Consider the following 14597-nt stretch of genomic DNA (forward strand, 5'->3'; position numbering starts at 1 on the left):
TTCGGACGCGCGCAATGACGGGCGCGGCGCCCACCACTACTTATCGATCGGTCACGGCTTCGGCGCGTCATGTTTCACGTCAGTAAACCCATCAACAGCCTCTCTACTGTGCATGGGGTTGTTTTCGTGGATCGTGCCTAACTCTTCCAACCCTCGCTGTTTCACGTGAAACATGCACCCCAGTTTCCACTTCCGGCTTTCATACCTCTGAGCTAAAACTCCGGCCAATGCGAACAGAGCGAGAGAGTTTCGACGTCATCGTTATCGGTGGTGGCCACGCCGGCTGTGAGGCCGCGGCCGCTGCTGCGCGAATGGGGGCGACGACCGCTTTGGTGACGCACCGCTTCTCCACCGTAGGCGCGATGTCCTGCAATCCCGCCATCGGGGGTCTCGGGAAGGGTCATTTGGTCCGCGAAGTCGATGCCCTCGATGGTTTGATGGGCCGGGTCGGCGATGCCGGCGGCATCCAGTTTCGTGTCCTCAATCGCCGCAAGGGTCCTGCCGTCCGTGGTCCCCGGGCCCAGGCTGACCGGAAGCTTTATGCGGCTGCGATGCAGACCGCCATCCGCGAAACAGAGGGTCTCTCCGTCATTGAAGGCGAAGCCGACGAGTTGATCGTGGTCGAAGGACGGGTCACTGGGCTGCGCCTGGCCGATGGCCGCGAGCTTCGGGCAGGGGCCATTGTCGTCACCACCGGCACGTTCCTGCGCGGTCTGATCCATCTCGGCGAGAAGAACTGGCCCGCCGGCCGGGTCGGCGAGGCCCCTGCGATGGGTCTTTCGGCCTCCTTTGAGCGCGCCGGCTTCACCCTCGGACGCCTCAAGACCGGCACGCCGCCGCGTCTGGATGGCACCACGATCGACTGGTCGGCGGTCGAGATGCAGCCCGGAGATGAGCCCCCCGAGCCGTTCTCGGTGATGACCGACCGGATCAGGACGCCACAGATCCAGTGTGGGATCACCCGGACCACCGCGGCGACCCATGAGGTGATCCGAGCGAATGTGCATCGCTCCCCCATGTACTCCGGTCAGATCAAGAGCTCCGGACCGCGCTATTGCCCCTCGATTGAGGACAAGATCGTCCGTTTCGGTGACCGCGATGGGCATCAGATCTTTCTGGAGCCGGAAGGGCTCGACGATACGACCGTCTATCCCAACGGCATCTCGACCTCGCTGCCGGAGGAGGTCCAGCTCGCGATCCTCGCCAGCATTCCCGGCTTGGAGCAGGTCAAGATGGTGCGTCCAGGCTATGCCATCGAATACGACCATATCGATCCGCGCGAGCTCGATCCGACCCTGCAGACCAAGCGTCTGCGCGGTTTGTTCCTGGCTGGCCAGATCAATGGCACCACTGGATACGAAGAGGCCGCTGGGCAGGGCATCGTAGCCGGGTTGAACGCAGCGCTCTCCGCGAGCGGGGCGGCCTTGACGGTGTTCGATCGTGCCGACGGCTATCTCGGCGTGATGATCGACGATCTCGTCACCCGTGGGATCAGCGAGCCCTATCGGATGTTCACCTCCAGGGCCGAGTATCGGCTGACGTTGCGGGCCGATAATGCGGACCAACGACTGACCGAGAAGGGTATCGTCCTGGGATGCGTCGGGCATGCCCGCGCGCAGCACCATCGCGGCAAGATGGACGCCCTGAATGCCGCCCGGATGCTGTCGAAGTCGCTGACGATTACACCGAATGAAGCGATCAAGCACGGCCTGTCCCTGAACCGTGATGGCCAGCGCCGCTCGGCGTTCGAGCTGATGGCCTATCCTGAGATCGGCTGGAGCCAGGTCCGCGTGATCTGGCCGGAGCTGGCGAGCATCGATCCCGTCATTGCGACACATCTTGAGATCGACGCCAAGTACGACGTCTATCTGGAGCGCCAGAGCGCAGACGTCGAAGCCTTCAGGCGCGACGAGGGACTAGCGCTGTCGGAGGTTGACTACCAGCTGGTTCCCGGGCTCTCCAATGAGGTCCGGGCCAAGTTGGAGAAGGCGCGACCATTCACGGTCGGCCAGGCCGGGCGGATCGACGGCATGACGCCGGCGGCGCTCGGTATCCTCGCGGCTTATCTGCGCCGTGAGGCCCGGAAGACCTCCAAGGCCATCGCATAGGCGTTTCACGTGAAACAGCGCGGACGGGGCGGGGACAAACCGCTATCGCGACGACCCGGAGATGGTGAGGACGCCGAACGGCGATCCCCGCCGGTATCGGCCAAGCCGAAGATCGACAAGGCCGTCGCCAACGATCCGTCGCTCGATGCCGCCATCGCGGCCGACAAGCGCGAGGCGCTCAAGCTTGCTCCCGTTTCACGTGAAACCGAGGAGCGGCTCGATCGCTACATTGCCTTGCTCCGCGAGTGGCAGGCCAAGACCAATCTGATCGCGCCATCGACCTTGCCGCAGCTCTGGACCCGGCACATCGCCGACTCGCTTCAGCTCGTGGGTCTCGCGGCGTCCGCAAAACGATGGGCCGACCTCGGCAGCGGCGGCGGTTTTCCCGGCATCGTGCTGGCCTGCGCGATGGCCGGCACACCGGGCGCCACCGTGCATCTCATCGAACGTATCGCCAAGAAGGCCGCCTTTTTGCGTGAAGCGATCCGCGTCACCACATCTCCAGGAGTCGTACATCTCGCTGAGATCGGGGATAATGTGGATAGAATCACCGGCCCCGTCGATTGCGTCACCGCGCGTGCGCTGGCTCCGCTACATCAACTTATCGGCTTTGCGGAGCCGCTGATGCGTCAGGGCGCAAAAGCGCTGTTTCTCAAGGGTCAAGATGTAGAGGCTGAATTGACCGAAGCCGCTAAATATTGGAATATTCAGCTTCAGCTCTATCGAAGCCGTACTGGGGACGGCTGGATCGTCGAACTGACGTCCGTCGAACGGCGCGGGTGAGGCATTAGGGCCTGAGTGGGGAATTGGCGATGAACGTCATTGACGAACCGCAGCAAGAACAATCCGGCCAGGAGCAGGCCGAAGTGCCACATGGCCACCCGCGCATCCTGGCGCTGGCAAATCAGAAGGGCGGTGTGGGAAAAACAACCACAGCGATTAATCTCGGCACGGCGCTCGCTGCGATTGGGGAGCGCGTCCTGATCGTCGATCTCGATCCGCAGGGCAACGCCTCGACCGGGCTCGGCATCGATCGCCGCAGCCGCTCCTGCTCGACCTACGACGTCCTGATCGGTGAAGCTCCTCTGCGCGAAGCGGTGGTTTCGACTGCAGTGCCGCGGCTGCACATCGCGCCCTCGACCATGGATCTCTCCGGCCTCGAGCTCGAGCTCGGCACCACGCCCGGCCGCGCTTTCAAGCTGCGCGACGCGATCGGCGCGCTCAACAACAACGTCTCGCCCGATGCGGACTACACCTATGTGCTGATCGACTGTCCGCCCTCGCTCAACCTGCTCACGGTGAACGCGATGGCGGCGTCCGATGCGATTCTGGTGCCGCTGCAATGTGAGTTCTTCGCGCTCGAAGGTCTGTCGCAATTGCTGCAGACGGTGGAGCAGGTGCGCTCGACGCTCAATCCGAATTTGTCGATCCACGGCATCGTGCTGACCATGTTCGACTCGCGCAACAACCTCTCGAATCAGGTCGTCGCCGACGTTCGCCAGTTCATGGGCGAGAAGGTCTACAAGACCATGATCCCGCGCAACGTGCGCATCTCCGAAGCGCCGTCCCATGGCAAGCCGGTGCTGGTCTACGATCTCAAATGCGTCGGCAGCGAAGCGTATCTGCGGCTCGCCACCGAAGTGATCCAGCGCGAGCGCGAGCTGCGCGTCGCACATTGACGATGCCGTAGGGTGGGTTAGCCGAAGGCGTAACCCACCACTGTCTATCTCCGTGGAAACAGATGAGGTGGGTTACGCTTCGCTAACCCACCCTACGTTTCGAAATTTAGTTCTGGAGTGCTGCACCGTGAATCCAAGGGAGCTGGCGATGGCCGACGAAGCGCGTTCGCGACTGGGCCGGGGTCTTGCAAGTCTGATCGGGGATGTCGGCGGCGAGGCTCAGCACGTCGATCGTCCGCGCGCGCAGCGCAAGGTGCCGATCGAATTCATCAAGGCCAATCCACGCAATCCGCGCCGCACGTTTTCGGACACCGAGCTCAAGGAGCTCTCCGAGTCCATCAAGCAGCACGGCGTGATCCAGCCGATCGTGGTGCGTCCGGTGAAGGGCGCGCAGGACCGCTACGAGATCATCGCCGGCGAACGGCGTTGGCGCGCATCGCAAATGGCCGGTCTGCACGACGTGCCGATTGTGCCGGTCGATATCAGCGACAGCGATGCGCTGGAATTCGCGATCGTTGAGAACGTCCAGCGCGAAGACCTCAACCCGATGGAAGAGGCGCAGGGCTATCACGCGCTCGCCAACGAGTTCAAACGCAGCCAGGACGACATCGCCAGGGTCGTCGGCAAGAGCCGCAGCCACGTCGCCAACATGATGCGGCTGACCAAGCTGCCGACCGAGGTGCAGGCCTTCATCGCCACCGGCGAGCTGACCGCCGGCCACGCCCGCGCACTGATCGGCGTGCCCGATCCGCTCGCCGCCGCCAAGCGCATCGTCGCGGAGGGCCTCAATGTCCGCCAGACCGAAGCGCTAGCGCATGAAGAGGGCGTGCCGGAGCGCAAGCCGCAGAAGGCGCGCAGCACCGGGGCCAAGGAAAAGGACCCCGACACGATCGATCTCGAAAAGCGCGTCAGCGACGCGCTCGGCCTCAAGGTCACCGTCAACCACCGCGATCCCGGTGGCTCCGTGCAGATCAATTATAGCAACCTCGATCAGCTCGATGAGGTGATGAAGCGGCTGGCCAAGGGCGGGATTTGAATCATCAGTGTCGTCCCCGCGAAGGCCGGGATGACGGCTGAGTGTATGGCGCGCATCTGCATCAGCATCGTCATTGCGAGCGCAGCGAAGCAATCCAGATATTTCCGCAGAGGGAATCTGGATTGCCTCGTCGCTTACGCTCCTCGCAATGACGTGACGACACTTACCCCCGCCGCTTTGCATTCGCCGCGATCGCCATCAGCGTGCGCTGGGCGATGGCCGGAGCGAGGGCGGCTTGCTTGCGGGTGTCGAGCGCGGCGGTCGCGAGCTGCTCGATGATGGCAGCGAGCCGGGCCGGGCTGAAGTTGCGCAGCGCGGTCTCGACCGCCGGCTTTCGCGAAAAATGCAGGCGCGGATAGCCGCCGTCGAGCACGGCCGAAGCCGGCGTGCCGTCGGCGATCGCGAGCGCCGATTTGTGCAACCACGCGGCCTGGCGCTGCGCCGCCGAGATGATCACGCCGGGATAGGTGCCGGCGATCATGGCCTTGGCGAATTCGGTCTCGACGATGTCCGGCCGCCCGGCGAAGGCGCCGTCGACGATAGGATCGAGCTTCAGCTCGGAGGCATCGGCGACGACGGCCATCACGTCGTCCAGCGTGATCTCGCCTTTGCCGTGCGCATAGAGCGTGAGCTTGCGCAGCTCGTTGCGGGAGGCCTGGCGGTCGCCGCCGAGGAACGTCATCAGCGCCGCGCGCGCGTCCTGCGCGATACGCAGATTGGCGATGCGGAGCTCGTCGTCCATCAGCTTGGCCAGGTCGCGTTCGGTGTCGGGATAGCAGCCGATCGCGACCGCGGTCTTGGCTTTCTCGCAGGCCTTGCGCAGCGGTGATTCCGGGCGCAGCTCGCCGGCCTCGATCACGATGCGGCAATCCCTCACATTCATCTCGGCCAGGGTGTCGATGCCGCTGGCAAAGCTGCGGGAACCGGCACGGATGCGGATCGCGCGGCGGCCGCCGAACAGCGGCACGGTCATGGCTTCGTCGACGAGGCGTGACGGCTCGGCGGAGAGCTCGTCGCCGTCGATCTTCACCATCGCGAACGGATCATTGGGATCGTCGACAGCCGATGCGATCAGCGCGTCGGCGCGCTCGCGTACGAGGCCCGCATCAGGACCATAGAGCAGGATGATCGGTCGGCCCGCATCGGGGCGGGCGAGGAAGGCGTCGATCTCTTTTCCGCGCAGCGCGACCATGTTGCCTCAACGGCGTCATTCTGGGGCGGCTCGAACAGCCGAATTACGATGCGCAACTGCGCACCTGAGAATCTCGATCCGCAATGTCTGGATTCCGGGTTCATGCTTCGCAGGCCCCGGAATGACCGCGAGGGTCAGGTGCCCGCGGTGAAGAACGCGGCGAGCCGGGTATTGATGTTCTCGGCGATCTCGTTGGCGGCGCGGTCTTCCGCGTCGCGCAGCGCGCGGTTGCGGGAGAAGCGCTGGTAGGAGCCAGGCATGTCATAGGACACGCGGGCGAACGTGGTGCCGGTCATCACCGACTTGCCGCTGACGACCTCGACCAGATTGTACTGGCAGTCGATGCCGTAATTCTCGGTGCTCGGCAGGCCGGTGTTGGGATCGACGATCAGGGACGAGCGGGTGGAGTTGAAGCGGATGTCCAGGCGGTGCGTCGGCGGCATGCCGGTCGCGGTGCCGTAAAGCTTGAAGGCGAGGGCGTTGCGGACCTCGACCCCGATGCGCGCGTCGCGGGAGGCGTTGGGCTTGTTGATCTGCGGGAGCTCGACCCCCATCAGCTTCTCGCGCAGGCCGGGGGTGCCGTCGCCACGTTCGGCATACATCGGCTGGAAGCAGGCGGCCGTCAGCGCCGCCAGGGCGGCGACCGCCAGCAAGCGGGCTGCGATGCGGAACCTAGCCGACAACATTCACGATCCTCTTGGGGACGATGATCACCTTGCGGACGGGCTTGCCGTCCAGGGCCAGCTTTACCGCATCGAGGGCCAAAACGGCAGCCTCGATTTCCGGATTCTGGGCCAGTGTTGCAACTGTGACCTCACCCCGCTTCTTGCCGTTGACCTGGACCACCAGGGTCACGCTGTCTTCAACCAGCAAATCACGTTCGATTTGGGGCCAATTGGCCTCCGAAACCAGCCCGCTCTGGCCCAAGGCCTGCCAGCACTCCTCAGCCAGATGCGGCATCATCGGGGAGAACAGCTGGACCAGGATCTGGCCGGCCTCCCGGATCGCCCAGGCAAGGTCCGGGGTGGGCTGGCCGGGCCGCTGAAGCACCTCGGACAGCGCATTGGTGAATTCGCGGATATGGGCGAGGCAGACGTTGAAGTGCAGCCGCTCGATGCCGGTCGTGACCTTGTCCAAGGCGCCGTGGGCAGCCTTGCGCAAGGCGGTGGCATCCGGGCCGAACGAGGCCGGCCGGGCCGCCGGCGCGGCCTTACCAAGCTCCACGCTGTCGTTCACCAGCCGCCATAGCCGCTGCACGAAGCGAGAGGCGCCCTGGACGCGTTCGTCGCTCCAGATCACGTCGCGCTCGGGCGGGGAGTCCGACAGCATGAACCAGCGGGCGACGTCGGCGCCGTAGGTCGCGATGATGTCGTCGGGATCGACCGTGTTCTTCTTCGACTTCGACATCTTCTCGATCGGGCCGATCTGGACGTCTTCACCCGAGGCCAGCAGCGTCGCGCGACGGCCATTGCCGGCGACCTCGACCTTCACCTCCACCGGCTGCACGTAGGTGCCGTCGGCCTTCTGGTAGGTCTCGTGCACCACCATTCCTTGCGTGAACATGCCGGCGAACGGCTCGTCGAGCGCGATGTGCCCCGTCGCCTTCATGGCGCGGGTGAAGAAGCGGCTGTAGAGCAGATGCAGGATCGCGTGCTCGACGCCGCCGATATATTGGTCGACCGGCAGCATCCGGTTGGCGACAGCGGGCGTCGTCGGCGCGTTCTCGTTCCAGGGATCAGTGAAGCGGGCAAAGTACCAAGACGAATCCACGAAGGTGTCCATGGTGTCGGTTTCGCGCTGCGCCTTGCCACCGCATTGGGGGCAGGTGACGTGCTTCCAGGTCGGGTGGTGATCGAGCGCGTTGCCTGGTTTGTCGAAGGTCGCATCATCCGGCAGCTTCACCGGCAGATCGGCATCCGGCACCGGCACCACATCGCATTTCGGGCAATGGATCACGGGAATCGGGCAGCCCCAATAGCGCTGGCGCGAGATGCCCCAGTCACGCAGGCGGAAATTGACCTGACGCTCGCCGACCGGCGCGTTGCCGCGCAGTTCGCCTTCCAGCCGTTTTGCGACCTCTTCCTTCGCCGCATCGATGGTCATGCCGTCGAGGAAGCGCGAATTGATCATGCGCCCGTCACCGTCATAGGCGGTGTCGGTGATGACGAAGCTGTTCGGATCCTGCCCTTCGGGGCAGACCACCGGCGTGTTGCCGAGATTGTACTTGTTGACGAAGTCGAGGTCGCGCTGGTCGTGCGCGGGGCAGCCGAAGATCGCGCCGGTGCCGTACTCCATCAGCACGAAATTGGCGACATAGACCGGCAGCTTCCAGGACGGATCGAACGGATGCACCGCGCGGATGCCGGTGTCGAATCCCTGCTTCTCCGCGGTGTCGATCACCTCCTGCGCCGTCCCGATCTTCTTGATCTCGCCGATGAACGCCGCAAGCTCAGGGTTCTTCGCGGCCGCTGCCTGCGCCAGCGGATGATCCGCCGAGATCGCCATGAACTTGGCGCCGAACAACGTGTCCGGGCGCGTCGTGAAAATTTTCAGCTCGCTCTCGCCGGCGGGCGTCGTCGCCGCATCCAGCGCGAAGCGGATCAGCAAGCCTTCCGAGCGCCCGATCCAGTTGCGCTGCATCAGCCGCACCTTGTCGGGCCAGCGATCGAGCCCGTCCAGCGCGCTCAACAGCTCCTGCGAGTACTTCGTGATCTTGAAGACCCACTGGTTCATCTCGCGCTGCTCGACGACGGCGCCGGAGCGCCAGCCGCGGCCGTCGATCACCTGCTCGTTGGCGAGCACGGTCATGTCGACGGGATCCCAGTTCACCTTGCGCTTCTCGCGCTCGGCAAGGCCTTCGCGCAGGAAGTCCAGAAACATCTTCTGCTGGTGCTTGTAGTAGGAGGGATCGCAGGTCGCGATCTCCCGCGACCAGTCGAGCGACAGCCCGATCGAGCGAAGCTGCTTCTTCATCGCGGCGATGTTGTCGTAGGTCCAGGCCTTCGGCGCCACCTTGCGCTCGATCGCGGCGTTCTCCGCGGGCAAGCCGAACGCATCCCAGCCCATCGGGTGCAGCACGTTGAACCCCTTGGCGCGCATGAAGCGGGCCAGCACGTCGCCGAGCGTATAATTGCGGACATGGCCGATATGGATGCGCCCCGAGGGGTAGGGGAACATCTCGAGGACATAGTATTTCGGCCGCGGATCGTCGTTCTTGGAAACGAAGATGGCCTGTTCGTCCCAGAGACGTTGCCAGCGCGGTTCGGCGTCGCGGGCGTTGTAGCGTTCGGAGGTCATGAATCGTTGTTTTTCGTGGTTTCGGCCGGCTGAAGACGGCGGACTAGGCCATAGAAGTCCGTAAGGGGTCAATGGGTTGCCCCATTCTGGAACCAGCCGGGAGTCCTCCGCATAACTACCGAGGCCGTCGTTGGGGTGTGATTAAGGCGGCGATGCCAATTTGCGGCCGACAAGGCCGCATTACGATGAATTCCAGCTTCGACGATCCCGATTACGACTATGCCGCGTCCATCGCCGGACGGGCGATGCAGGCCATGGCCAAGCAGCGCATCGCGCCGACCCCGACCAACTTCGCGGTTTGGTACCAATATTTCGCAGGGGGCCACGACGATCTGCGCAACGCGATCGATCTTCTGATCGACCATAACCGCCCCTTCGACGCCAGAACCAATCAGGACCTGTTCGAGACCTATATCGCGCCCCAGGTGAGCGCCATCGTCGTTCATACCTCCGAGCGGCTGCATACCCTGATGGGCGCGGCAAAGGAGTTTCTGGCGACCGCGATTGCCGACAATCGCTCCCAGATGCAGGCGATCAGCGAAGTCGCAGACCAAGGCAAGGCCGGCGTCGATCCGAAGGCGCTGGTCGCTCAGCTCATGAACGAGCTGGCGCGGGCTGCCACCAGGACGACGCGGCTCGAGGCAGGCTTTGCGGAAAAGACCCGCGAGCTCGACGTGATCCGCGACTCGCTTTCCAAGTCCGAGGAGCGCGCCCGGACCGATACGCTGACGGGCCTTGCAAACCGGCGGGCGCTCGATGAATTCCTGCGCAAGGTGCAGGCGACGGCGGAATGGGGCGAGCCGCTCAGCGTGCTCCTGCTCGACATCGACCACTTCAAGTTCTTCAACGACAATTTCGGCCACGGCGTCGGCGACCAGGTGTTGCGGTTGATTGCAAAAGTGTTGCGCGAAAAGGTCCGCGCGCAGGATCTGCCGGCCCGCTATGGTGGCGAGGAGCTCATGGCGGTGCTGCCGGACGCCGACCTTGCCGCCGCTGCCGAGATCGCCGAGCGGATCAGGCGCGCGATCGCCGACGCCAGGATCACCCGCCGCTCGACCGGCGAGACCCTGCCCAATATCAGCGTGTCGATCGGCGTCGCGCAGCACCGGCAAGGCGAAGCGGTTACCGATCTCATCGAGCGCTGCGACCGCGCGCTCTATCTCGCCAAGGGCGGCGGCCGTAATCGCGTGGTGACGGAGATCGAGCTCGATCGTGCGGGAGCTGCCGGCTAGCGAATTCCCCTGCGGCGGATCTTTTGATGCGCTTGCTCAGCCCGCCGCCAGCATCATTTCCGTCGCGCCGGTCCCGATCGCCTGCACGCCGTGCTCGACGACGTTGTTGCGGCCGCGGTGTTTCGCGGCGTAGAGCGCGGCGTCGGCGGCTTCGATGAGATCGCCGGGACGCAAGGCCTCGTTCGGCTTGGCTGCGGCAACGCCGATCGAGACCGTGACGATCATGTGGTTCGAGGTGATGTGCGGAAGGCACAATTTCAGCACGGCCGCACGCACCAGTTCGCCGATCTCGACGGCGCGGTTCACGTCCGTGTTCGGCAAGAGCAGGCAGAATTCCTCGCCGCCATAACGGGCCGCGAACCCCATCGTGTCGGCGGCAATGCCGGACAGCGATTCCCCGAGCCGGGTCAGGCAGGAATCGCCTTCGAGATGGCCATAGGTGTCGTTGAAGAGCTTGAAGTGGTCAACGTCGATCATCAGCAGCGCGAGGTCGCTGCCATATTGCTGCGCGCGCATCCATTCGAAATCGAGCCGGCTCTGGAAGCCGCGGCGGTTGGCGAGGCCGGACAGCATGTCGATCGAGGCCATCACCGTGAGGCGATCGTTGCTCGCGATCAGCTCGCGCTCCCGCTGGCTGAGCTGCGCGGCCATCGCATTGAAGGCGCGGGCCAGCGGCACGAACTCGGCGGGCAAGCGGTTGCGCGCCGCCCGCGCCGACAGGTCGCCTTCGCCGAGCCGCTTGGCCATGTCGGCCAGCATCTCGATCGGCTTGATCACCAGCTTCTCGGCGGCGATCAGCGCGCCGAGCAGGACGAACACGACGACGAAGGCGAGCTGGAGATAGGCGGTGCGGATGTCGCGGTTGACCGCAGCGGACACCTTGTCCTCGTCGATGCTCGCGATCAGCCGGGCATTGGTGCCGGCGATACGGATGTAGCTCACTGCGCGGCGCGAGCCGTCGGCCGCAAGAAACGACAGCGAGCCTTCGTCTTGGTCCGAGCGCAAGGCGCGATCGGCGATCGCCGACATCAGCGGCATGTTGTCGAGGGGGCGGCCGACCGCGCTGTGCTGGTCGGCGGGTGCGGCCAGCACGGTGCCGGCGCTGTCGACCAGCACGGCCGTGATGCCGGCGCGACCGCCGAGATTGCTCATGACCTTCGACATCCAGTCCAGGTTGACGGTGGCGAGCACGACGGCGTCCGGGACGCCGCTGAAGGCTGACACCGGATAGACCGCCATGACGGTCGGCGTCGACGCGGGCCGTGACAGGATGAAGTCGCTCAGCACGAAGCGGCCGGTCTCCTGTGCTTTCAGGACGTAAGGCCGGTCGCTGAGATCGAGGCCGACATACATGTTGTTTGTGGCGCACTGAATGCGTCCGTCCTGCCCGGCGATCAGAAGCGTACGGATCCAGGGCAGGCTCGACGGCAGGCTCGCGCGCAGCACGTCGCAGCTCTTGCTGATGCCGCCAGCGGACGCCCGGATGAAGGCCTCCGACTTCAGGATGGTCTCGACCGACGAGATCACTTGGCGCTGCGCATCGGCGCTGTGCCTCGCGACGGTGGTGAATTCAGCCGCGGCCTGCGCGATCTGCCGCGCGCGCGTGTCTTCGAACGAGCGGATGCGCTCGAGCATCAAGGGGGCCACCAGAATCACCGCGAGCAAAGCGAGCCGCGCCCGGATTCCGAGAACCTGCTTGAGTTTCGCCCGTTTGCGGTTGAGACTGACGCTTGCCATCTTCGCTACCCACCCCAATGAGCCAAGGTAAAGCGAAGGGTTCAAAAACTCTTTCTTGAACTCGGTAAAATTGGACTTACCTCGGTCACGACCACAGCCAATCGACACCATGACAGACGCCAATGCCGCGCCGGTAACCGGCCATTCACCAAACGCCCTTGCCGCCGTCGAGGCCGAAATTGCACGCGCCTGCAAGGACGCACAGCGCGATCGCGCCTCCGTCACGCTGATCGCGGTGTCCAAGACCTTCGACGCGGCTGCGATTACGCCCGTGATAGAGGCCGGACAGCGTGTATTCGGCGAGAATCGGGTGCAGGAGGCCAAAGGCAAGTGGCCTGCGTTAACGTCTGTTTACCCCGACATCGCGCTGCATCTGATCGGACCGCTGCAATCCAACAAGGCGAAAGAGGCGGTCGCGCTGTTCGACGCCATCCATTCGGTCGACCGTCCGAGCATTTGCCAGGCGTTAGCCAAGGAAATCGAATCCCAGAACAAGCACCCGCAGCTCTTCGTCCAGATCAACACCGGCGAGGAACCGCAGAAGGCCGGCGTCGCGCCCGGCGAGGCTGATGCCTTCCTCGCGAGCTGCCGCGACACCTATGGGCTGACGATCTCCGGCTTGATGTGCATTCCGCCCGTCGACGAACCGCCGGCGGCGCATTTTGCGCTCACCGCCAAGATCGCCGCGCGCAACGGACTGAAGAATCTCTCGATGGGCATGAGCGCAGACTTCGCCACCGCGATCATGCTGGGCGCCACCCATGTCCGCGTGGGCAGCGCAATCTTCGGGCATCGGTGAGAGCCGTTGGCGAAGGGCAGTGCCTGATAACGGCTCTCGATTTCGTCATTGCGAGCGCAGCGAAGCACTCCAGAATCTTTCCGCGGAAGGATTCTGGATTGCTTCGTCGCAAGGGCTCCTCGCAATGACGGCGGTATGTGACGCGCCTACACAAACCCCACCGACACCTTCCCCAGCACGCCAAAATCCGCGGTGAAGTGATCGCCGGCCTGGATCGGCAGCGGCAGATGGCATGTGCCCGTGGTCACCACCTCCCCTGCCCGCAAGGTGATGCCGATCCCGCGGAGCTCGTTGGCAAGCCAGGCGAGTGCTGCGCGGGGATCGCCGAGCACGTTTTTGCCGTGACCGAGATAGCGCTCGCCACGCAGCGTGATCTGCGGCCGTTCCTCGACGAGATCCAGCGCGCGCCAATCCGCTGATGTCGCCGCACCCAGCACGAATAGATGCGCGTACGCATTGTCGGCGATGAGCTGCGCCTCGCCGGCGCTGACGAAATCGACAAAGCGCGAGTCGGGGAGCTCGATCGCGGGATGCAGGGTCGCAACGGCGGCGAGCACTTCGTCGACAGCGTATGGCGCCGCGCGCGGCGGCAGGTCGCGTCCGATGCGGAAGGCGAATTCCGGCTCGCCGACGCGCATCTCATTGCCCTTCATCGACGCAGTGCCGCCATCGGCGATCACGGTGTCGCTCATGATGCGACCGGCCAGCGGTCCCGCGACGTTGATGTGCTTCTGCCCGGCCTCGCTCGTCGCCGCGATCTTCCAGCCGAACAGCTTTCCCGGCGACGTCGTCTCGAGCGCTGCCTGGATGGCATAACCCTCGGCGCGGCTCTGCGGCCGCAAGTGCGCGTCCAGCGCCTCCAGCTTGGTGCCGTCACGCCAATGCGTCACCAGAACCTGCGAAGCCGCGGCGATCTGATCCTTGTCGAGCATGCGTCCTCACCCGATGATGATTTTTGTTCGTGGTCCCAGTCGTCGCAGCAATTGCAGCATCGCAGATTTGGTCATGGAGACGCAGCCCGCGGTCGGGCCGAAATTGTCGCGGGCCAGATGCAGGAACACCGCGCTGCCGCGTCCGGCGATCCGCGGCCGGGTGTTGTGGTCGATCTCGACGATGAAATCGTAGAGGTGGTCGGCCCGCTTGAGCCGGTCACCGCCCTGCCCCTCGGCGAGCCGGACGCCCTGATTGTAATGCCGGTCCTTGGGGTCCTCGCACCAGGCGTCTGCGGCAGTGATGATCCGGGCCGGCAGGAACGTCTGCGGGCGGCTGTGCCGGTCGCCCCGCCACCACAAGCGCCGGGGACGAAAGCTGCCGCGCGGCGTGCCGCCATCACCCTCACGCTTGTTGGCGAGGATGCCACCCCGCCCCAGCGCCACCGGTATCGTCATGGCGCCGGCCGTCAGCCAGCCCCGCCGCCGATTACCGGCAGCAGGCTTAATGCGGATCGCGGACAGCGGCCTGGCACTCTGATTCATGGTGTAACTAGCTGACCCGGCTTTGTTTTTCATGTGAACGTG

At 64.6% G+C, this 14597-nt stretch carries 12 protein-coding genes; 6 read left to right on the plus strand and 6 right to left on the minus strand.

What is annotated here, in order from left to right; all coding sequences use genetic code 11:
- The first annotated feature begins 227 nt into the window (after positions 1-227).
- From mnmG to LPJ38_RS04440, 4 genes are all read left to right on the plus strand, one after another.
- Positions 228-2108 (plus strand): tRNA uridine-5-carboxymethylaminomethyl(34) synthesis enzyme MnmG, encoded by a 1881-nt coding sequence (mnmG, locus tag LPJ38_RS04425; RefSeq protein ID WP_145630379.1) that lies wholly within the window; start codon positions 228-230, stop codon positions 2106-2108.
- Between the two features lie 9 nt (positions 2109-2117).
- Entirely contained in the window at positions 2118-2891 is a 774-nt protein-coding gene (gene rsmG / locus LPJ38_RS04430; protein ID WP_145630378.1) for a 16S rRNA (guanine(527)-N(7))-methyltransferase RsmG, read from the plus strand.
- Positions 2892-2920: 29 nt separating this feature from the next.
- The gene (locus tag LPJ38_RS04435; RefSeq protein WP_145630377.1) at positions 2921-3787 is read left to right on the plus strand and encodes a ParA family protein; all 867 of its coding nucleotides are present in this window, start codon (positions 2921-2923) and stop codon (positions 3785-3787) included.
- 148 nt (positions 3788-3935) lie between these two features.
- Positions 3936-4823, plus strand: a complete 888-nt coding sequence (locus LPJ38_RS04440; protein WP_167520339.1) for a ParB/RepB/Spo0J family partition protein — start codon at positions 3936-3938, stop codon at positions 4821-4823.
- A gap of 163 nt (positions 4824-4986) precedes the next feature.
- On the opposite strand, the gene holA is transcribed toward LPJ38_RS04440, so the two are convergent.
- The 3 genes from holA to leuS form a co-directional block, all read right to left on the minus strand.
- On the minus strand, positions 4987-6015 hold the full coding sequence (gene holA / locus LPJ38_RS04445; protein WP_145630375.1) for a DNA polymerase III subunit delta: 1029 nt from the start codon (positions 6013-6015) through the stop codon (positions 4987-4989).
- A gap of 134 nt (positions 6016-6149) precedes the next feature.
- On the minus strand, positions 6150-6701 hold the full coding sequence (lptE, locus tag LPJ38_RS04450; RefSeq protein WP_145630374.1) for an LPS assembly lipoprotein LptE: 552 nt from the start codon (positions 6699-6701) through the stop codon (positions 6150-6152).
- A complete protein-coding gene (leuS, locus tag LPJ38_RS04455) occupies positions 6688-9312 on the minus strand; it encodes a leucine--tRNA ligase (RefSeq protein ID WP_145630373.1) in 2625 nt (874 codons plus the stop codon). Before leuS ends, lptE begins: the two co-directional genes overlap by 14 nt.
- Before the next feature lie 185 nt (positions 9313-9497).
- Here leuS and LPJ38_RS04460 point away from each other — a divergent pair, with 185 nt between their 5' ends.
- A complete protein-coding gene (locus tag LPJ38_RS04460; RefSeq protein ID WP_208750508.1) occupies positions 9498-10544 on the plus strand; it encodes a GGDEF domain-containing protein in 1047 nt (348 codons plus the stop codon).
- Between the two features lie 36 nt (positions 10545-10580).
- On the opposite strand, the gene LPJ38_RS04465 is transcribed toward LPJ38_RS04460, so the two are convergent.
- Entirely contained in the window at positions 10581-12281 is a 1701-nt protein-coding gene (locus LPJ38_RS04465) for a diguanylate cyclase domain-containing protein (protein WP_167520338.1), read from the minus strand.
- Between the two features lie 109 nt (positions 12282-12390).
- On the opposite strand from LPJ38_RS04465, the gene LPJ38_RS04470 reads away from it, so the two are divergent.
- Complete coding sequence (locus LPJ38_RS04470; RefSeq protein ID WP_145630372.1) at positions 12391-13080, plus strand: YggS family pyridoxal phosphate-dependent enzyme; 690 nt, start codon at positions 12391-12393, stop codon at positions 13078-13080.
- Between the two features lie 146 nt (positions 13081-13226).
- Here LPJ38_RS04470 and LPJ38_RS04475 read toward each other — a convergent pair whose 3' ends face one another.
- Together LPJ38_RS04475 and LPJ38_RS04480 are read right to left on the minus strand one after the other, a co-directional pair.
- Positions 13227-14012 carry a 2-keto-4-pentenoate hydratase gene (locus tag LPJ38_RS04475; protein WP_145630371.1) on the minus strand — a complete coding sequence of 262 codons (786 nt, stop codon included), beginning with the start codon at positions 14010-14012 and terminating at the stop codon, positions 13227-13229.
- Positions 14013-14018: 6 nt separating this feature from the next.
- A complete protein-coding gene (locus tag LPJ38_RS04480) occupies positions 14019-14588 on the minus strand; it encodes a L,D-transpeptidase family protein (RefSeq protein ID WP_167520363.1) in 570 nt (189 codons plus the stop codon).
- Between the last annotated feature and the right edge of the window lie 9 nt (positions 14589-14597).

Origin of the sequence: Bradyrhizobium daqingense, from assembly GCF_021044685.1 — a bacterium.
Taxonomy (GTDB): Bacteria; Pseudomonadota; Alphaproteobacteria; order Rhizobiales; family Xanthobacteraceae; genus Bradyrhizobium; species Bradyrhizobium daqingense.